The sequence below is a fragment of the Parasphingomonas caseinilytica genome, from assembly GCF_036663755.1.
GTDB lineage: Bacteria > Pseudomonadota > Alphaproteobacteria > Sphingomonadales > Sphingomonadaceae > Sphingomonas.
Genome location: NZ_JAXOJL010000013.1, coordinates 1 through 17,946, shown reverse-complemented (window position 1 = coordinate 17,946; position 17,946 = coordinate 1). Strand labels below are relative to the sequence as shown.

The 17,946-nt window shown below is 62.0% G+C and carries 17 protein-coding genes and 3 pseudogenes; 11 read left to right on the top strand and 9 right to left on the bottom strand.

All coding sequences use genetic code 11. The annotated features are described in order from the left end of the window. Window positions 1-9: 9 nt before the first annotated feature. The 5 genes and pseudogenes from U1738_RS19265 to hutI form a co-directional block, all read right to left on the bottom strand. The gene (locus U1738_RS19265) at window positions 10-567 is read right to left on the bottom strand and encodes a HutD/Ves family protein (protein ID WP_332790654.1); all 558 of its coding nucleotides are present in this window, start codon (window positions 565-567) and stop codon (window positions 10-12) included. Continuing rightward, complete coding sequence (hutU, locus tag U1738_RS19260) at window positions 564-2,222, bottom strand: urocanate hydratase (protein ID WP_332790653.1); 1,659 nt, start codon at window positions 2,220-2,222, stop codon at window positions 564-566. Before hutU ends, U1738_RS19265 begins: the two co-directional genes overlap by 4 nt. Then, a complete protein-coding gene (gene hutG / locus U1738_RS19255) occupies window positions 2,219-3,034 on the bottom strand; it encodes an N-formylglutamate deformylase (protein ID WP_332790652.1) in 816 nt (271 codons plus the stop codon). The genes hutU and hutG overlap by 4 nt, the downstream gene beginning before the upstream one ends. 2 nt (window positions 3,035-3,036) lie before the next feature. Then, complete coding sequence (gene hutH, locus U1738_RS19250) at window positions 3,037-4,557, bottom strand: histidine ammonia-lyase (RefSeq protein WP_332790651.1); 1,521 nt, start codon at window positions 4,555-4,557, stop codon at window positions 3,037-3,039. After that, window positions 4,554-5,755 (bottom strand): annotated as a pseudogene (gene hutI / locus U1738_RS19245) (imidazolonepropionase). Before hutI ends, hutH begins: the two are co-directional and overlap by 4 nt. A gap of 74 nt (window positions 5,756-5,829) precedes the next feature. Between hutI and U1738_RS19240 the strand changes: the two are divergent. Then, window positions 5,830-7,176 carry a formimidoylglutamate deiminase gene (locus tag U1738_RS19240; RefSeq protein WP_332790650.1) on the top strand — a complete coding sequence of 449 codons (1,347 nt, stop codon included), beginning with the start codon at window positions 5,830-5,832 and terminating at the stop codon, window positions 7,174-7,176. Between the two features lie 2 nt (window positions 7,177-7,178). Here the strand turns inward: U1738_RS19240 and U1738_RS19235 are convergent, their stop codons facing one another. Then, window positions 7,179-7,625 (bottom strand): Lrp/AsnC family transcriptional regulator, encoded by a 447-nt coding sequence (locus tag U1738_RS19235; RefSeq protein ID WP_332790649.1) that lies wholly within the window; start codon window positions 7,623-7,625, stop codon window positions 7,179-7,181. A gap of 131 nt (window positions 7,626-7,756) precedes the next feature. Here U1738_RS19235 and U1738_RS19230 point away from each other — a divergent pair, with 131 nt between their 5' ends. Further along, window positions 7,757-8,014 carry a DUF6356 family protein gene (locus U1738_RS19230; protein ID WP_332790648.1) on the top strand — a complete coding sequence of 86 codons (258 nt, stop codon included), beginning with the start codon at window positions 7,757-7,759 and terminating at the stop codon, window positions 8,012-8,014. A 114-nt stretch (window positions 8,015-8,128) separates the two neighbouring features. Beyond that, complete coding sequence (locus U1738_RS19225) at window positions 8,129-9,145, top strand: YeiH family protein (RefSeq protein WP_332790647.1); 1,017 nt, start codon at window positions 8,129-8,131, stop codon at window positions 9,143-9,145. 26 nt (window positions 9,146-9,171) lie between these two features. On the opposite strand, the gene hutC is transcribed toward U1738_RS19225, so the two are convergent. Next, window positions 9,172-10,020: a histidine utilization transcriptional repressor HutC gene (hutC, locus tag U1738_RS19220; protein WP_332790646.1), complete on the bottom strand. Its 849-nt coding sequence runs from the start codon at window positions 10,018-10,020 to the stop codon at window positions 9,172-9,174. A gap of 161 nt (window positions 10,021-10,181) precedes the next feature. Here hutC and U1738_RS19215 point away from each other — a divergent pair, with 161 nt between their 5' ends. The 8 genes from U1738_RS19215 to U1738_RS19180 all read left to right on the top strand — a co-directional run bounded on the left by U1738_RS19215 (window position 10,182) and on the right by U1738_RS19180 (window position 17,593). After that, window positions 10,182-12,380, top strand: a complete 2,199-nt coding sequence (locus tag U1738_RS19215) for a TonB-dependent receptor (RefSeq protein ID WP_332790645.1) — start codon at window positions 10,182-10,184, stop codon at window positions 12,378-12,380. Then, complete coding sequence (locus tag U1738_RS19210; RefSeq protein ID WP_332790644.1) at window positions 12,367-13,830, top strand: PepSY domain-containing protein; 1,464 nt, start codon at window positions 12,367-12,369, stop codon at window positions 13,828-13,830. Before U1738_RS19215 ends, U1738_RS19210 begins: the two co-directional genes overlap by 14 nt. A gap of 25 nt (window positions 13,831-13,855) precedes the next feature. After that, on the top strand, window positions 13,856-14,200 hold the full coding sequence (locus U1738_RS19205) for a DUF3088 domain-containing protein (protein WP_332790643.1): 345 nt from the start codon (window positions 13,856-13,858) through the stop codon (window positions 14,198-14,200). A 212-nt stretch (window positions 14,201-14,412) separates the two neighbouring features. Next, entirely contained in the window at window positions 14,413-14,688 is a 276-nt protein-coding gene (locus tag U1738_RS19200) for a metal/formaldehyde-sensitive transcriptional repressor (RefSeq protein ID WP_332790642.1), read from the top strand. Then, window positions 14,685-15,947: a CDF family Co(II)/Ni(II) efflux transporter DmeF gene (gene dmeF, locus U1738_RS19195; RefSeq protein ID WP_332790641.1), complete on the top strand. Its 1,263-nt coding sequence runs from the start codon at window positions 14,685-14,687 to the stop codon at window positions 15,945-15,947. Before U1738_RS19200 ends, dmeF begins: the two co-directional genes overlap by 4 nt. Before the next feature lie 59 nt (window positions 15,948-16,006). Next, window positions 16,007-16,669, top strand: coding sequence for a ZIP family metal transporter (locus U1738_RS19190; protein WP_332790640.1), 663 nt, complete (start codon window positions 16,007-16,009; stop codon window positions 16,667-16,669). Further along, window positions 16,666-16,908: a DUF1289 domain-containing protein gene (locus U1738_RS19185; RefSeq protein ID WP_332790639.1), complete on the top strand. Its 243-nt coding sequence runs from the start codon at window positions 16,666-16,668 to the stop codon at window positions 16,906-16,908. The genes U1738_RS19190 and U1738_RS19185 overlap by 4 nt, the downstream gene beginning before the upstream one ends. Continuing rightward, window positions 16,895-17,593 (top strand): VIT1/CCC1 transporter family protein, encoded by a 699-nt coding sequence (locus tag U1738_RS19180; protein ID WP_332790638.1) that lies wholly within the window; start codon window positions 16,895-16,897, stop codon window positions 17,591-17,593. The genes U1738_RS19185 and U1738_RS19180 overlap by 14 nt, the downstream gene beginning before the upstream one ends. A 22-nt stretch (window positions 17,594-17,615) precedes the next feature. Here the strand turns inward: U1738_RS19180 and U1738_RS19175 are convergent. Both U1738_RS19175 and U1738_RS19170 read right to left on the bottom strand, forming a co-directional pair. Next, window positions 17,616-17,828 (bottom strand): annotated as a pseudogene (locus U1738_RS19175) (CorA family divalent cation transporter); the annotation flags it as partial. Beyond that, a pseudogene (locus U1738_RS19170) lies at window positions 17,825-17,946 on the bottom strand (IS481 family transposase); the annotation flags it as partial. The pseudogenes U1738_RS19170 and U1738_RS19175, both read right to left, overlap by 4 nt.

The window sequence follows — 17,946 nt, the reverse complement described above, 5'->3', positions numbered from 1 at the left end:
CGGCCGACGCTACGCTGCCGATGCGATTTCCGCCGCGATCAGTGCGCCATCGCTCCGAACTCGACTTTCTGTTCCAATTAGCACCGCATCGAGCCGATCCAATCGATGCGGTACGTCGTCGATTACCAGAATCGCTTCAGCCAAGGCGACCAGGATCGTCGTTTCGCTGGCTGTGACCTGGTCAATGCCTTCAAGACGCCGGAGGGCTCCGCTAAATGCGGATCGGCGCACCATCAAATTTATATCGTGGACCGGACCCTCGACGATGCGGCCGTAAACTGGCCGATCGCCAGGAAAACTGATCGGCGGACTGGCCATACCCAGAGGTTCGGAGGATTCTATGCCTTCAAGCAGAAGGCGACCGACCAGCACGGCGAGGTGACGATCGACTTCGCTGAAAACCGAGAAGGGACCGTCGTTTACAACTTCGGCTATGCTCAAGCGCCAGCTGAAACCATCGAGGTCGCTATCCGCCGGGAATAGTGCAATATCACGAGTAACACCGCCGCCATTCTTCCACCGCTGGGCAATACGCCTGGCGGCCGGAAGAAGAACCGGTATCGTCATGCGCGGATCCCCGGCAAATCGAGCCCCTTTTCCTGGGCACAGGCTTGCGCAATGTCGTAACCGGCATCGGCATGGCGCATCACGCCCGTTGCGGGATCGTTCCATAGCACACGCCCGATCCGGCGCGCCGCGTCCTCGGTGCCATCGGCGACGATCACCATGCCGCTATGTTGCGAATAGCCCATGCCCACGCCGCCGCCATGATGAAGCGACACCCAGGTTGCGCCCGAGGCGGTGTTGAGCAGCGCGTTGAGCAGTGGCCAATCCGATACGGCATCCGACCCGTCCAGCATCGCCTCGGTCTCGCGGTTGGGACTGGCGACGGAACCAGAATCGAGATGATCGCGACCGATCACGATCGGCGCCTTGAGCTCGCCAGATGCGACCATTTCGTTGAAGGCCAAGCCTAGGCGATGCCGGTCGCCGAGACCGACCCAGCAAATCCGCGCGGGCAGGCCCTGGAAATGGATACGCTCGCGCGCCATGTCCAGCCAGCGATGGAGGTGCGCATTGTTGGGCAGAAGCTCCTTCACCTTCGCATCCGTGCGATAGATATCCTCGGGATCGCCTGACAGCGCCGCCCAGCGGAACGGGCCGATGCCGCGGCAGAATAGCGGGCGGATATAGGCCGGGACGAACCCCGGGAACGCGAACGCATCTTCAACCCCTTCGTCGAGCGCGACCTGCCGGATATTGTTGCCATAATCGAGCACCGGCACGCCCGCGCGCCAGAAATCGAGCATCGCGCGGACATGCGTCGCCATCGATGCCTTGGCGGCGCGTTCCACCGATGCCGGGTCCGCGTCGCGCGCCGACGCCCAGCGATCGAGCGTCCAGCCCTGCGGCAGATAGCCGTTGAGCGGATCGTGCGCCGATGTCTGATCGGTCACGGCGTCGGGCCGGACGCCGCGGCGCACCAGTTCCGGGTAGACGTCCGCCGCGTTGCCGATCAGCCCTACGGAAACCGGCGATGTCGCGCTGTTGACGATATCGAGCGCCTCGTCGAGGCTGGCAGTCATCCGGTCGACATAGCCGGTCTTCAGCCGCATCTCGATCCGGCTTGGCTGGCATTCTACCGCGAGGCACGACGCGCCCGCCATCGTCGCCGCCAGCGGTTGCGCGCCGCCCATGCCACCCAAGCCGGCGGTCAGGATCCAGCGTCCCGACAGGTCGCCGCCATAATGCCGACGCCCGACCTCGACGAAGGTCTCGTAGGTGCCCTGCACGATGCCCTGCGTCCCGATATAGATCCACGAGCCGGCGGTCATCTGGCCGTACATCGCCAGCCCCTTGCGGTCGAGTTCGTGGAAATGCTCCCACGTCGCCCATTTCGGCACGAGGTTGGAATTGGCGATCAGCACGCGCGGGGCATCCTTGTGCGTGCGGAACACGCCGACCGGCTTGCCCGACTGGACGAGCAGCGTCTCGTCGTCCTCCAGGCGGCGCAGCGTCTCGACGATCCGGTCGTAGCTTTCCCAGTCCCGCGCGGCGCGACCGATGCCACCATAGACCACCAGTTCCTCGGGCCGCTCGGCGACGCCGGGGTCGAGATTGTTCATCAGCATCCTGAGCGCCGCTTCGGTTTGCCAGCTCTTGGCCGATCGCTCGGGGCCGGTCGGCGCATGGATCGAACGGCTGTTGTCGAGGCGGGTCATGCGGGGCCTTTCGTGAAATCGAGCGCAGCGCGCAGGATCTGAGCAAGATGTTTCCGCAACGGCGCGGCAAATTGCGGATCGTAGGCCGTTGGCCAGTTTTCCGGATCGACATCGGTCGACGGTTCGCGGAGATAGGCACGGATCGCAATTTCCATCTGAATCGCATGGACGCCGCCTTCGGGCCGCCCGTAATGCCGCGTCGTCCAGCCGCCGCGAAACCGGCCATCGAGCACATGACTGCGACCCGATGCCGCACACACCGTCGCGACCGCCGCGGCAAGCGCGGGATCGCACGTCGCGCCGCCATTGGTGCCGATATTGAAGGCGGGGAGTTCGCCGTCGAACAGTCGCGGGATGCGACTGCGGATCGAGTGGCAGTCATAGACGACGACCCTCGGGTGTTGTGCACGGAGCCGCGCGATCTCTTCGGATAAGGCCTCGTGATAGGGGCTGAACCAGCGATCGCGCCGATCGGCGATTTCCGCGTCGTCCGGCGCCATTCCCGGACGATAAAGCGGATCGCCGTCGAACGTCGTCGTCGGACACAATTCGGTCGTCGCCAGACCGGGATAGAGCGAACTGCCACTAGGATCGCGATTCACGTCGATTACGCTGCGCGACATCGATGTCGAGACGATCGTCGCCTCGGCCAGGCCGTCATAGAGGTCACCGATATGCCAGTTGGCATCGCGCGTCGCCGTCCAGTGCGACACGAACCGTGGCAACAGCGCAGCCGGAATGGTTCGCCCGCCATGCGGCATCGCCAGGATCAGCGGCGTATCCGCGCGGTCGATGTGCAGCCAGTCCGGCATTGTTATGCCGCGAGACCGGGGAGCGGCGGTGCCGTGGCGATAAGCCGGCCGTCTTTGATCAGGGCGATGGCGGCGGCCATATCCGGTGCCATGTGGCGATCGTCCGTGAGCGTCGGCACAGCGGCGCGCAGGAGCTTGCGCGCCGCTTCGACCGACGCGCTCGATTGGAGCGGCAGGTGGAAGTCGCAGCCCTGCACGCCGGCCAGCAATTCGATGCCGAGCACGGCATCGACATTGGCCGCCATCGCCAGCAGCCGTCGCGCGCCGTGCGCCGCCATCGACACATGGTCCTCCTGATTGGCCGAGGTCGGAATGGAGTCGACGCTGGCCGGATAGGCCCGCTGCTTGTTCTCCGACACGAGGGCTGCCGCTGTGACCTGCGGGATCATGAAGCCCGAATTGAGGCCGGGCTTGGGCGTCAGGAACGCAGGCAGACCGGACAGTGCCGGATCGACCAGCATCGCGATCCGGCGCTCGGCCAGCGATCCCATCTCGCACAGTGCCAGCGCGATCATGTCGGCGGCGAACGCGACGGGTTCGGCATGGAAGTTTCCGCCCGACAGCGCTTCGTCGGTGTCGGCGAAGATAAGCGGATTGTCGGACACGCCGTTCGCCTCGGTGATCAGCGTCGCACCTGCCTGGCGAAGTAGATCGAGCACTGCGCCCATCACCTGCGGCTGGCACCGGAGGCAGTACGGATCCTGGACGCGGACGTCGTCCTCGCGGTGGGAGGCGCGGATCGCCGATCCGGCCATCATCGCGCGCAACGCCGCCGCGGTCTCGATCTGTCCGCGATGGCCTCGCAGCGCGTGGATACGGGCATCGAACGGGGCATCGGACCCCTTGGCCGCTTCGGTTGACAGGATACCCGTGACCAGTGCCGAGCGATACAGGCGCTCCGCTTCGAACAGGCCGACCAGCGCATAACTGCACGAGAATTGCGTGCCATTCAGCAGTGCCAGACCTTCCTTTGGGCCAAGCGTGAGCGGTTGCAGACTGGCCTGCGCCAAGGCCTGATCGGCCGGCATGGCGGCTCCATCGACGATGATCTCGCCGACCCCGATCATCGCAGCGGTCATGTGCGCGAGGGGGGCGAGATCGCCACTCGCGCCGACCGATCCTTGCGCGGGAATGACCGGGGTCAGCCCGCTATCGAGCATCGCCTCGAGCAGCGCGATCGTCTCCGGCTTAACGCCCGACGCGCCCTGCGCCAGGCTGACGAGCTTGAGCGCCATCATCAGCCGCGCGACCGGGACCGGCATCGGATCGCCGACGCCCGCGGCATGGCTCAGGACGATGTTGCGCTGGAGCGTGGCGAGGTCGCCCGTTTCGATCCGCACCGTCGCCAGTTTCCCGAAGCCCGTATTGATGCCGTACACCGGTTCGCCGCGCGCCAGGATACGCGTCACCGCCGCCTCGCTTGCCGCGATCGCCGGGCGACACGCCGGATCGAGGCTGAACGCGACACCGTTGTAGATCGCCCGCCATTGATCGAAGGCGATGGCACCCGGGGTCAAGATCATCGGCCGTTCCTGACGCGTGCATGAAGGGGGTTGAAGCCGATCCGGTAGACCAGCTCCGCGGGATCGGAGATGTCCCAGATGGCAAGGTCGCAGGCCTTTCCCGCCTCAAGCGTGCCAATGTCGCTGCTCAGGCCGAGCGCCCGCGCGGCGTTTATCGTCACGCCCCGCAACGCCTCGTCGACGGTCAGGCGGAACAGCGTCGCGGCCATGTTGAGCACGAGCAGGATCGAGGTCAGCGGCGACGTGCCGGGATTGCAGTCGGTGGCGAGCGCGATCGGAACGCCGTGCTCGCGCAGCAGTGCGATCGGCGGGAGCGTCGTTTCTCGCATGAAGTAGTAGGCGCCCGGCAGCAGTACCGCGACGGTGCCGGCCTGCGCCATCGCTGCCACATCGCTCTCATCGGCATGTTCGAGATGATCGGCAGACAAAGCGCCATGCCGCGCGGCGAGGGTCGAGCCGTGCAACGTCGATAATTGTTCGGCGTGCAGCTTGACGGGCAGGCCGTGCGCGCGGGCGGCGGCGAACACCCGCTCCGTCTGGGCCGGCGAAAATCCGATGCGCTCGCAAAACGTATCGACCGCATCTGCAAGGCCCGCCGCAGCGACCGCCGGCATCATCGTCTCGCACACAAGATCGACATAGCCATCGGCGTCCCCAGCGAATTCGGGAGGCACCGCATGGGCACCGAGGAATGTTGTCGCAACACGCACGTCGCGCACCGTGCCGAGCCGCCGCGCGGCACGTAGCATCTTCGTTTCATCGGCGAGCGTCAGGCCATAGCCCGACTTCACCTCGATCGTGGTGACGCCTTCGGCCAGCAGCGCGTCGAGGCGGGGTAGCGCCAGTTCGACGAGATCGTTCTCGGTGGCGTCGCGTGTCGCGTGCATCGTCGAGACGATGCCGCCGTCGGCAAGGGCGATATCCTCATAGCTGGCACCGGCGAGCCGTGCCGCGAACTCCCCGGCACGATTGCCTGCATGAACGATATGCGTGTGGCAATCGATCAGGCCGGGCGTGATCCAACGACCGTTGCAATCATGCTCGACGGCTGCGGAAAAGGCTGGAGCGTCGGCGGCGGTGCCCGCAAACACGATGCGGCCCTCGCTCGCGGCGAGAACGCCATCGACGATCTCACCCGTCCGGTTGAGCCGGTCATCGTTGTAAGTCTGACGTTGCGCCAGACCGAGTCACACCGCAGCATGAGCCCCGTTTCATTTGTCTATACAAAAGCATGATGCCGGCTTAGTGTCCAGCCACCGCGCGGAGGAATTTATGCCGGCTCTTTGGTTTGACACAGCCTTGCTCCCCGATGGTTGGGCAACTCACGTGCGGATTTCGATCGTCGACGGCACGATCGTCGCCGTCGACACGGGCGTCGCCGCACAAGAAGGTGACGAGCGTCATGCCATTGCCATTCCCGGCCTCGCCAATCTCCACAGCCATTCCTTCCAACGCCTTATGGCGGGTTTGGCGGAAGGCCCATCGGCACCCGGGCAAGACGATTTCTGGGGTTGGCGCGAGCTGATGTACCGGCTCGTCGAGCGGCTTTCGCCCGACGATGTCGCAGCGATCGCAGCAATGGCGTTTATGGAGATGCTGGAGGGCGGGTTCACCCGCGTCGGCGAATTCCATTATCTGCATCATCAACCAGACGGCGACCCGTACGACGATCCAGCGGAAATGGCGGTCGCGATCACTGCCGCATCGGCCGAAACCGGGATCGGCCTGACGATCCTGCCGGTCTTCTACGCGCATTCGGGCTTCGGGGCCGCACCGCCCAAACCTGAGCAACGGCGCTTCGTTACCGATATCGACGGCTTCGCGCGCCTGCACGACGCGAGCCGCGCGGCGGTGAAGTCGCTGTCGGGCGCGATCGTCGGCATCGCGCCGCATTCACTCCGCGCGGTGGCGCCGGATGAACTAACGCGGCTTGCGATGCTCTTCAGCGACGGGCCCATCCACATCCACATCGCCGAGCAGGTAAAGGAGGTGGCGGACTGTGTCGCTTGGTCGGGGCAGCGCCCGGTGGCATGGCTGCTGGACCATATGCCGGTCGATCAGCGCTGGTGTCTGGTCCACGCAACGCATGTCGATGATCGCGAAGTGGCGGCGCTCGCCGCAAGTGGTGCCGTTGTCGGCCTCTGCCCGATCACCGAGGCCAATCTCGGCGACGGCCTGTTTCCGCTCGAGGCATTCGCCAAAGCGTCCGGACGGTTCGGCATTGGCTCGGATTCCAACGTCCGGATCGATGCGGCGGAGGAACTTCGGTTGCTCGAATATGGCCAGCGTCTTTCGCTGCGACGCCGTGGCGTCCTCGCGCGGGGCGGGGTATCGACGGGGCGCGCGCTTTTCGACGCGGCGCTGGACGGCGGAGCGATGGCACTGGGCGCGGCACCACCCTGCCTTGCACCGGGAATGTCGGCGGATATTGTCGCGCTGAAATCCGATCCGACTGCGATGGAGGACCAAGTGCTCGACCGCTGGATCTTCGCCCGCGGTGCCGGGGCGATCGAGGCCGTGTGGCGGAATGGTCGACAATATGTTGTCGAGGGCCGTCACATCCAGCGCGAGGCGATCGAGCGGCGCTTTGCCTTGGCGAGCGCCCGCGCGCTTGGATGATATCAGTCGAAGAGCGGTAGCGCTGTCGTCGATTTGATCTCCTGCATCGCAAAAGACGAGCTGACGTCGTGGAGATCGGCGACCTTGGTCAGCTTGCGATAAATGCGGTCATAGTCTGCGATATCGCGGGCGACGACCTTCAGCAGATAATCGATCTCGCCGCTCATCCGGTAAAACTCGACGACCTCGGGAATCCGAGCGACCCCTTCGGAAAAGGCTTCCAGCCACTCATCGCTGTGCCGGGCGGTTCGGATTGCCACGATGACGGTGACACCTAGCCCGAGCCGATCGCGATTGAGGATGGCAACCCGTCGTTCGATCAACCCCTCCCGCTCGAAGCGCTTGATCCGCTTCCAGCATGGAGTGGCCGACAACCCCACGCGCTCGGCCATGTCGGCGACCGAGATAGTGGCATCCTGTTGCATGATGGAGAGCAGCCGCTTGTCCACTGCGTCGAGAGAGATATTCTCCATAATCATCCTCAACCGAAAAAAATGACTACTACGCCTGCATATCGGCTATACAATAAGAAGCACATTCCTGCCGGTGCTGTCTATCTTGGTCGTCCAAGGAGGCTGGCATGATCGAGCGCTATTTTTTCGAGCACCCTCGGAGTGTGGGGGAAAAGTACACCGAGCATCTGCAGACTGCGGGCTCTTTCGGCACGACGATGATCGTCGCTGGCCTGGCCTGTCTCGTCCATGCCATCGTGCCGGGCCTCTTCGTCAAGACGGGCAGCGCGGCGATCGCTCGGCTTCATGATCGCATGATCGTGAATCGGAGCCGTACATCTTCGGTCGGCCCCGTCGAGGAACACCACCCTATCATGGCGGAATAGCCGGATGTTGACCGGCGACGGCGTACCGGCGCCCCACCTGGATCGGTCAGGTGATGCAGCATTACCAGTCGCGGTCACGAGGCCACCAATTCGCGCCCAGCGCAGGCTCCCATCATGGCGGCAGACCTGTTCGGCGACATTGAACCGACAGAGCGAACAACCGTCCGCGCCTATGTGCCAGGTCTGCTGATTGTTCTCCTCGGGACGCTCGCCGCCGCCTTCCTTTCAGATCGTTACGGCGCACCGCTTACGCTGATGGCGTTGCTCATCGGTTTGGCGCTGAACTTCCTGTCGGCCGATACGCGACTGACACCTGGGCTGGCGTTTGCATCGCGCTCGTTGTTGCGGTGGGGGATCGTCCTGGTCGGTGTGCGGATCACGTTCGGCCAAGTTGTCGCGCTCGGTCCGATCGCCTTGCTCGCTCTGCTGATGATCGTGGCAACAACGATTCTCGCAGGCGTCGCGGCTGCTCGGTATCTGGGCTTTTCGAACGCTTTCGGTGTTGTCGCTGGTGGAGCCGTAGCGATTTGCGGTGCCAGTGCGGCCATGGCACTGGCAACAACGCTCGGTGAGCGCCGCGTAAGTCAGGGCCAACTCACGCTCGTTCTGGTCGGCATATCGGCGATAAGCGCCGCTGCGATGGTCCTCTATCCCCTGCTCGCGCACGCTATGTCGCTGAATGACCTGAAAGCCGGCTTCATGCTTGGGGCCTCGATCCACGATGTGGCTCAGGCACTCGGGGCAGGCTATTCCTACTCCAAGAACGCAGGCGAGATCGCCGCTATCGTCAAACTCGCGCGCGTGGCGCTTCTAGCGCCGGTTCTAGCCATCATCGCATTGTTTCTACCGCGTGATATGACCGGCGTTCGCGAGCCTATGCTGCCTTGGTTCGTCGCCGGTTTTTTCGGTCTCGCCACGATCAATTCGTTCGGACTGATCCCGGTGATCGTAACCCGAGCCAGCGAAGCGGCCGCAACCGGAATGCTCGCTGCCGCCGTGACCGCGACCGCGATTCGCTCACCCCTGGCCCAATTGCGCGACGGTGGGATCCAACCGTTTCTCATCATTCTGTCGTCGTCGGCCGTAGCCCTTGTGTTGGCGTTGGCTGTCGCATTCTACCTCGTCCATTGATCGCCGAAGCGATCTGGATAGCGGCGCTACCAGGACGGTCTGAACTGGCCTTCGAGGCTATGTTCGTCGCCGGGATACCAGAATCGTCCAAGCGTTACCGGCACATCCCCATTCCAGGTGCGGCGTTCCACGACTAGGCAAGCTGTTCCGGCCTCGATATCCAAATGGCCCGCGACGACCGGGTTGGCACCCCGTGCGGCAATACTATGCTTCGCCTCCGTCCACGGAACATGTGCCAGAAGCCATTGTCCGGGGCTGACGTCCTCAAGCGGCTGACAGGTGATTTTCGGTGCCGCTTCGACATTGATCAATCGTTCCTCGAGCTGGAACGGGCGATCGTCGGACAGATGCAGGCAGAGCATCCGGATCATGGACGCCTTTGCTTCGACCGGGAGTTGGTCGCGAAACGGCGAATCGGCCGGGATCATACCGCACTCCAGCAAGCGATACCCATAATGACCTCCGCCCCGGCGAACTGCGTCCGCCGCGTCCCAGATTTCCATTACCGGCCGCTCACGGGCACGCCCGGTAACGACAGTGCCCGTCTTGGGTCTCCGTTCGACCAGTCCTTCGGTCGCTAGACTCTGGATGGCCTTGTTCACCGTCATACGCGACGTCGCATAGTGAACCGTCAGCAGCATTTCGGCAGGGACACGCGTGCCTGCTGGCCAATCACCGTTCAAAATCGATGCAGCCAGTGAGCGCCGAATTTGCAACCAGAGCGGGCCTTCACCGTCGAGCGGAGGCACCACAACCGTCTCAGATTGCGGCGTCGAGCATATGGCGGCGGCTTCGTCCGCAATGGCCAGCATCGTCATAGAGTCGCCTTGTTCCGTGTGTTCCTCGCGCAGCCGGATCATCAAGATGATCGTCACGTGGGCATCGTGCCCGAAGGTGATGCGCTTGCGCAATCTATTTCAAAAATGTTGCTGAGACCCCCTTGACTCGGTCCATTCCGCTCGTCAACTTGATTTGACTATACAAATAAAAAAGAGCCGTCGGAGGATACATTCTAACTCAAAAGGGGGGTACAACTATGCGCGCCACGCTTTCAAAGCAGAATATCCGAACGTCTCTTTCCGTAATCGCTTTCGTCTGGGCGAGCGCAGCCGCAGCGCAAGACGCGCCCCCCAAACCAGCGCCAACGGCGGACACGACGCAAACCGATGGCGAAGATATTACCGTAACAGGCTGGCGTCTTCGCCAGCTCGATGTCGCTACATCGACGGCGAGCCGCCTTGGCCTGTCGATCCGACAAACACCTGCGACGATTGATCAGATCGGCGCCGATGAAATCCTGACGCGCGGCATTCGAACCGTCGAAGAAGCCACTGATACCCTGCCGGGCGTCATTTCGGGCGGGTCGCCTGGTGATCCCTCGCTCTTTTCAATGCGCGGCTTTTCAGGCGAGCAGATCGAGATTCTGCACAACGGCCTTTATCTCGGGCCAGCGAACATGATCAATCGGCCCGGTAACACCTTCAACATTTCCAGCATCGATGTGCTGAAGGGGCCGGCATCGGTTCTTTATGGCCAAGGCGCCATCGGCGGCGCGGTGAATATCGTCAATAAGAGCCCAGACTTCAAAGCTGACAGCGGGCAGGCGCTCGCTTCCTATGCGTCGTTCAACACGGTGAGTGTTGGTCTCGGTGGCAATCACATCCTCAGCGACACGGTCGCGGCACGCTTAGACGCGAGCTATCATCGTACGGACGGCTATGTCGATCGGGCGGGTTCTAACTCATTCAACGCGACAGGAGCGCTGCTGTTCAAGCCGCAGGACAATCTATCGGTCGAACTCAGCGTCGATTTTCTCAAGGATAATCTGTCTACGTATTACGGCACCCCCTTGGTGCCGAAATCCTTCGCCGCCGATCCGATTGGCGGGATACTCTCGACACCGACTGGTTATGTCATCGACCGCCGGATGCAGTTCACCAATTACAACGTGTCGGACAACCGGGCAAAAAGCTGGCAGGTTTGGCCGCGAATGGTGGTCAATTGGTCGCCGACAGATAGCCTCACCATCTCAAATACAGCTTATTATTTTCATGCTGAACGGCAGTGGATCAACGCCGAGAATTACGTCTTCAACACCACCACCAAGCTAATCGACCGCGACCGCTTCTTCGTGTTCCACAATCAGGATCTGTTCGGGGATCAGTTTACCCTGACGCATAAGGACAAGCTGTTCGGGTTGGAAAACAAGCTTCTTGTCGGCGTCGATTATAGCCATCTCGACTTCATCCGCAGCCGCGGCTTTCCCGACGGTGACAGTGTCAATCCGATCAACCCGGCGCCCGGCCTGTTCGGCCCGATCCAGAAGCGCGTGAGCCCGACCCGTTGGGATCAGGTCGCCTTGTTCGGCGAGGACGTGTTGAACCTCACGCCCTCGCTCAAGCTGGTGACGGGCCTACGTGCCGAACGGCTCTATCTGACGCGCCAGAACTTCAACGTCGATGGCAGCTTCAACGCCGGATCGAGCTTCAACCGCACCTACAAGCTCTTCAATTGGCGCGCGGGTCTCGTCTACGATCTGACGCACAATATCACCGCCTATGCGTCTTACAGCACCGGTAAGGATCCGGTCGGATCAAACATCTTCCTCGTCAATGCCGGCCAGAATTTCGGGCTGAGCAGTTCGCGCCAGTTCGAGGGCGGCCTCAAGGCCGATCTGATGAATGGTCGGGGGTCGTTCACGCTCGCTGTCTATGACATCAAGCGGGAAAATATCCTGACGCAAATCGCGATCGATACCGTCAGCAATGTCGGCAGCCAGAAATCTCGCGGGGTCGAGGCGTCCGGCGAGATCAAGGTTACCCACGACTGGACCGTCATCGGCAGTGCAGCATATGTCGATGCGAAGTACGGTAACTTCGTCGATCCGAATTACGGCATCGCCGCATCGCGTAATCGGCCGCCTAACGTGCCGAAGTTCGTCGGCAACTTTTGGACCACGGTGCGCCACATCGGTGGCCTGCCGCTCGAGGCCGGCGGCGGCGTAAAATATATCAGCGACCGCTTTGGAAATACTGCAAACGACCTTGTGCTGAAGGGGTACGCGACCGGAATCGTCTATGCGACTTACGCGTTGTCGCCGAAACTTTCTTTGACCGGGCGTGTCAATAACGTCTGGAACAAGACCTTCGTGCAATGGGCGGATATCTATTATCCCGCCCAGGTCCAGCTTGGTGAACCCCGTCGCTATGAGGTTAGCATTCTTGCCCGTTTCTAAGTCGCGACGCTGGAAGGACGGCACGGTCAAGAAGCTCGCTTGGTTTCATCGCTGGCTCGGTGTCGCGACCTGCCTGGTTTTTGCCCTGTGGTTCGCGAGCGGCGCGGTGCTTCTGTTCAAGCCGTTCCCATCGCTGTCGCGCGCGGATCAAATGGCCTTACAGCTGCAGGTCGATCCCCGTGCCGTTACAGTCTCCCCCAGCCGTGCCGTCGCGACGGCCGGGGGAGAAGCGGTAGCGTTACGCCTGGTCGAGCGGGGAGGTACGCCGGCCTATATTGTCGACACGGGCAACAGCCTCGTCGCGGTCGATGCGCGCACCGGCGCGGCGCTGCCATTGCTCCCGGCTGGGCGCGCTCAGGCGATCACGGCGGGCATTGTCGGCGCATCCTCGTCGGTCGGCGCGCCATTCGCCTATGATCAGTGGGTCGTGCACAATCATTTCGATCCTTTGCGTCCCTTCTATCGGATCGATGTCGGCGATGGGCCAGGAACGCAGATATATGCGTCGGCCCGAACCGGGGAGTTCGTCCAGCGCACCAATTTTGCCGATCGGGCATGGAATTGGGTCGGCGCGGTTCTGCATTGGGCCTATTTCACACCGCTTCGATCGAGCTTTACGGCGTGGGATCGGACCGTCTGGATTCTGTCGTTCGTCGCGATGCTGGTTGCGATCGCCGGGACGATCCTCGGCGTGATCCGAACGATGGCCGCGCAGCGGCAACGCAAGCCATCCCTGAGCTTCTACCGACTGAAATGGATGCGCTGGCATCACATCCTCGGGCTGTTCGCAAGCCTGTTCGTGCTGACCTGGATCTTGAGCGGCTGGCTGTCGATGGATCACGGCCGATTGTTTTCACGCGGTCAGGCGACACCCGCCCAACTTGCCGCCTATCACGGTAGGCCGCTTGGGGCAGCGCTGGCAAACCTCGACGTGACGACGGTGGGGACATTGCCGCCGTCGCCGGAGATCGCCTTCGACGTCGTTGGCGGAAAACTGATAATTATCGTGTTCAGCCGGACCGGGGCGGTGGCATTGTACGATCGCAATGGCGTTGCCGTCACATCGGGCGAACTCGTTGAGCTGGCCAAGCGCGGGGTGGGTGCGGCGTGGCCGCAAATGCAGGTGGTTCGAGCCGCTACCGTTCCATCGACGGATGTGTACGCGCTGGCCGAGGGGTGGCCGGCGTCGGCAGTGCAGATCAATCTGGCCGGCGGAGATGCCCCGTCCGTCACGATCGATGGCAGCGATGGACGTCTCCTGACCGTGATGTCCAATAGCCGTGCCGCATACGCCTGGATTTATTACGCGCTCCACACGTTCAATTTCCCCGGCCTGACCACCCGACCTATGTTGCGGGACGTCCTCGTGATGATCCCGCTGATCTTTGGATTCCTGTTCAGTATCACCGGGGTTGTCATCGGCGTTCAGCGCCTTCGAAAATCCCTTTAGCATCTCTCACTAGCAAGGTGTCGTTATGTCGAAAGATCAGCTCTACCTGATGAAGCCCAATTTCATGAACGCCGGGCTTGGGCCATTTTATTGCGGCGACTCCGTAAGCGTGGAAGGTTTGCTGGGGTTTTTCCCCGAGCTTCGTGAAAAGGTCGATGTGACCTACATCGATTTTCCGCGCCCGCGACAGGCGCTGGTCGATGCGATCGGTGAAAACCAGCAATCCATTCCGGTGCTGATAATCGCGGCGGGAACGCCGGAGATCGCCGGGGTTGACGTCAAAAGTGCCAACGGCCGCCGCTTCATCAGCGACGAGAAAAGCATTCGCGAATATCTCTCGTTGCAGAACGGACTGCCGCGTAGCGGATGACTCATAAGGCCTGGCCGAGGTGAAAGCCGCGGGAGCATCTCGTCACGTTCGTCGAAGATGGTCCCGCGCATCTCCCCGCCTTCCAGCCGGCTCGATCAGGAATTGCGTGCCCAGCCTGATGGCGCCAATTCTGCCTTAGTAAGTTCGCGGTGGAACCCGGGCACTTCCTCGGTAATCCTTGCATAGGGTGGAGGGGTATGCTAATTGAGCTGATGCATACAGCTCATCACAAAGAAAAACTGCTTGCCCGCGTACGTCGGTTGAAAGGGCAAGTCGAAGCTATCGAACGCGCATTGGAAGGTGATGCTTCTTGCGGTTCGGTACTCCATCAGATCGCCGGTGCCCGCGGGGCGATGGCGGGGCTGATGGCAGAGGTGGTCGAGGATCACATCGTTTCGCATCTTGTCGATCCCGATACGCATCCCGGTGCACTGAACCGCGACGCGACGGAAGAATTGCTCGAAGTTGTCAGGGCCTATTTGAAATGACCAATCTACAATCTCCCCCGACTCCTACAGGGCCTGGGTCGCACGACCACGTTTTCCTCGGCGAGGGGCACGAACGCAACGAGCGGCGAACCTGGTTTGTTATCGTGCTCTGCGGCATCATGATGCTGATCGAGATTGTGGGCGGTATTCTCTACGGCTCGATCGCGCTCGTCGCCGATGGGCTGCATATGTCGACGCACGCCGGGGCGCTCTTGCTCGCGGCCTTGGCTTACACTTTTTCGCGCAAATATGCGGACGATCCGCGCTTCAGCTTCGGCACTGGCAAGCTCGGCGACTTGGCCGGGTTCACCAGCGCGATCGTGCTGGCGATGATCGCCCTGCTCATCGGCTACGAGTCCGTCACCCGCCTGTTGTCGCCGGTTCCTATTCACTTCGGTGAGGCGATCCCGATCGCGGTGCTGGGTCTGTTCGTCAACATCGCCAGCGCCTGGTTACTGAGCGCGGGTGGTCACGATCACGGGCATAGCCACGGCCACGGCCATTCGCACGGACACGACGGCGACGATCACGATGATGAAGTGCAGCCGATTACGGTCGCTGGTAGGCCGATGCTGCTCTCGATCTACGAGGACGGTGTACCCCCACGCTTTCGTCTCGCCAGCGGGGATGGGGGATCGCTCTTCTCCGAAGCGATGATCGACACGGTGCGGGAAGGTGGCGTCCGCCAGCAGTTCGCGATGGTGCCTCGGGAGGGCTATCTCGAGAGTCGCGACGAAATTCCTGAACCCCATGCTTTTGCTGTCCGTGTGAGTGCGGGCGGAGACGTGCAGGATGCCAAGTTCGAAGAGCATGACCACGATCACGGCGACCACCACCGCGACAACAATATGCGCGCCGCCGTCATCCATGTCGTCGCCGATGCAGCGGTTTCGGTGCTGGTGATCGCCGGCCTGATCCTCGCCCGAACCTTCGGTTGGCTATGGATGGATCCGATCGCGGGCTTGATCGGTGCTGTCGTCATTGCGAGCTGGTCCTATGGGCTGATCCGCGACACAGGCGCGATCCTGCTCGACATGCTTCCCAACGGGCGGACGGCGGAGCGCATCCGGCGCGAGATCGAAGATGACGGCGACCAGGTAATCGATCTGCATCTGTGGCGGCTTGGGCCGGGCCATCTCGGCGCCATCGTCGCCGTTGCGACAGGCGCTGATCGCGATCCGGGCTTTTACCGCGCGCGACTCGCACGCATTTCCTCCCTGTCGCACGTCACCGTCGAGGTGAACCGAGCAACCGCATGAACACAGCGGGCCTCTCGTTCGCTTTACTGGTAGGAGCTTCCGCGGCATCCGCTACGATCGTGGGTGGCATCCTCGCCATCCGCTTTCGCTCGGCCCAGGGGTTCCTGTTCAGGTTCAGCAGTGGCGCCGTGATCGGGGTAGCCTTGCTCGATCTTCTCCCAGAAGCATTCGACCTCGTCGGAACTGGCAGGTCGGCATTGACCGTGATGACGGCCACAGCGTGCGGCTTCGCTGGCTACCTGTTACTCGACCGTTCCTCGCTGATCTTGTTTGGCCAACGGGCGGGGCATGGTCGCCACCTCGGACCAGGTAGCCTCAGTATGCACAGCTTGATCGACGGCCTCGGTATTGGCCTCGCCTTTCAGGTGTCGTCAGCCGCAGGGATCATCGTGGCGATCGCTGTCCTCGCCCACGATTTTATGGACGGAGCAAATACCGTCACCTTGACCTTCGCCGGCGGAGGTGGGGTTCCCACTGCCCGTGCTTGGCTGGTCGTTGACGCGCTAGCGCCGCTTGCTGGGATCGTGCTCGCTCGCTCGCTGGCTGTACCGGCAGAGATCCTGGGTTTGTTGCTGGCCTTGTTCGCGGGAGGATTTTTGTACATCGGCGCGAGCGAACTGTTGCCGCGCAGTCGTGATGGAGACGCGAGTTTTGCCCGGGTCGGTGCTACAGGACTGGGTCTCGCCTTCATCTATGTGGTCGTGAGGCTGGCTGGTCGATGAAAAGTACTTGTGTCGATGTCTGCCGGTTTGACGGAAGGACGGGATGGTTTGTCGCGTGCGGCCGAACGCTCACCGAGGCGCGTGGGTGGCGCAAGAAATCCCGACCAAAGCTGCTTGCGATCATGGCAGAGTTACCACGTCGCCTCGCCAAGCTTTCCAGTCGGGACAAGCGCTCAGCGATTTACAACAACGACCGATTTGAACCACCCGATTGTGGAGACCTCCATGGCGAAACGTGATCATAGTGAAAATCACTTTGTAGGCCGCGTAGGATGGCTCAGGGCTGCGGTGCTCGGGGCAAACGATGGTCTTCTATCGACTTCCAGTCTGATAATCGGCGTCGCATCGGCTTCCACAGGCCGCTCCGGAGTCATCATCGCCGGCATTGCCGGATTGATCGCTGGCGCCATGTCGATGGCGGCGGGGGAGTATGTATCGGTGAGCTCACAGCGCGATGCGGAGAACGCCGATCTGGCGCGTGAAGCAGAGGAATTACGCATTAGTCCCATGGCAGAGCAACTTGAGCTTTCGGCCATTTACATCAAGCGCGGCTTGGACGCTAATCTAGCCCGCGAGGTGGCGCAGCAACTTATGGCGCATGATGCGCTTGGCGCGCATGCACGAGACGAACTGGGACTTTCGGAAGACACCGCAGCGAAGCCGGTTCAAGCCGCGCTGGCCTCTGCCGCCTCCTTCGCGGTCGGCGCTGCGCCGCCTCTCGTAATCGCAGTCTTTGTAACACAACCGCTCGTCGTTTGGAGTATCGCTGCGACATCGCTGGCGGCCCTTGCGATACTCGGTGCGCTAGGCGCCAAAGCAGGCGGTGCTCCATTGCGGGTCGCCGTAATCAGGGTCGTATTTTGGGGAGCGTTGGCAATGACGGTCACAGCGAGCATTGGCCGACTTTTCAGTACGGTGGTTTAAGCTTGAAGCTACAACGGGTTTTTCAGAGCCATTTCACGCGCTTGAATCTGATAAAAAGCAGCGTGCAGATTGTCGCGATCGTCGCCAGCACAACAAAATATCCATATTCCGTCTTCAACTCGGGCATATGCTCGAAGTTCATCCCGTAGATACCGGCAATGGCAGTCGGGACCGCTAGGATGGCGGCCCATGTCGCAAGCTGGCGGGTAATCTTGCCGGTCCGCTGTTGTTCTAGTTGTTTAGTCCCGGCATCTGGTGGATCGGATTGACGATGAACCGGTCTGGCTCTGACGTCCAGATCTTGGCGATGTATTCGTAGGGTGTGAGCCCGCTAAGCGTCTTCAGCCGGCGGG

What these genes read in the sequence shown, in the direction of transcription:
- U1738_RS19265 (WP_332790654.1), bottom strand. Translation starts at nt 567, where the DNA reads ATGACGATACCGGTTCTTCTTCCGGCCGCCAGGCGTATTGCCCAGCGG.
- hutU (WP_332790653.1), bottom strand. Translation starts at nt 2,222, where the DNA reads ATGACCCGCCTCGACAACAGCCGTTCGATCCATGCGCCGACCGGCCCC.
- hutG (WP_332790652.1), bottom strand. Translation starts at nt 3,034, where the DNA reads ATGCCGGACTGGCTGCACATCGACCGCGCGGATACGCCGCTGATCCTG.
- hutH (WP_332790651.1), bottom strand. Translation starts at nt 4,557, where the DNA reads ATGATCTTGACCCCGGGTGCCATCGCCTTCGATCAATGGCGGGCGATC.
- U1738_RS19240 (WP_332790650.1), top strand. Translation starts at nt 5,830, where the DNA reads ATGCCGGCTCTTTGGTTTGACACAGCCTTGCTCCCCGATGGTTGGGCA.
- U1738_RS19230 (WP_332790648.1), top strand. Translation starts at nt 7,757, where the DNA reads ATGATCGAGCGCTATTTTTTCGAGCACCCTCGGAGTGTGGGGGAAAAG.
- U1738_RS19225 (WP_332790647.1), top strand. Translation starts at nt 8,129, where the DNA reads ATGGCGGCAGACCTGTTCGGCGACATTGAACCGACAGAGCGAACAACC.
- U1738_RS19215 (WP_332790645.1), top strand. Translation starts at nt 10,182, where the DNA reads ATGCGCGCCACGCTTTCAAAGCAGAATATCCGAACGTCTCTTTCCGTA.
- U1738_RS19205 (WP_332790643.1), top strand. Translation starts at nt 13,856, where the DNA reads ATGTCGAAAGATCAGCTCTACCTGATGAAGCCCAATTTCATGAACGCC.
- U1738_RS19200 (WP_332790642.1), top strand. Translation starts at nt 14,413, where the DNA reads ATGCATACAGCTCATCACAAAGAAAAACTGCTTGCCCGCGTACGTCGG.
- dmeF (WP_332790641.1), top strand. Translation starts at nt 14,685, where the DNA reads ATGACCAATCTACAATCTCCCCCGACTCCTACAGGGCCTGGGTCGCAC.
- U1738_RS19185 (WP_332790639.1), top strand. Translation starts at nt 16,666, where the DNA reads ATGAAAAGTACTTGTGTCGATGTCTGCCGGTTTGACGGAAGGACGGGA.
- U1738_RS19180 (WP_332790638.1), top strand. Translation starts at nt 16,895, where the DNA reads ATGGCGAAACGTGATCATAGTGAAAATCACTTTGTAGGCCGCGTAGGA.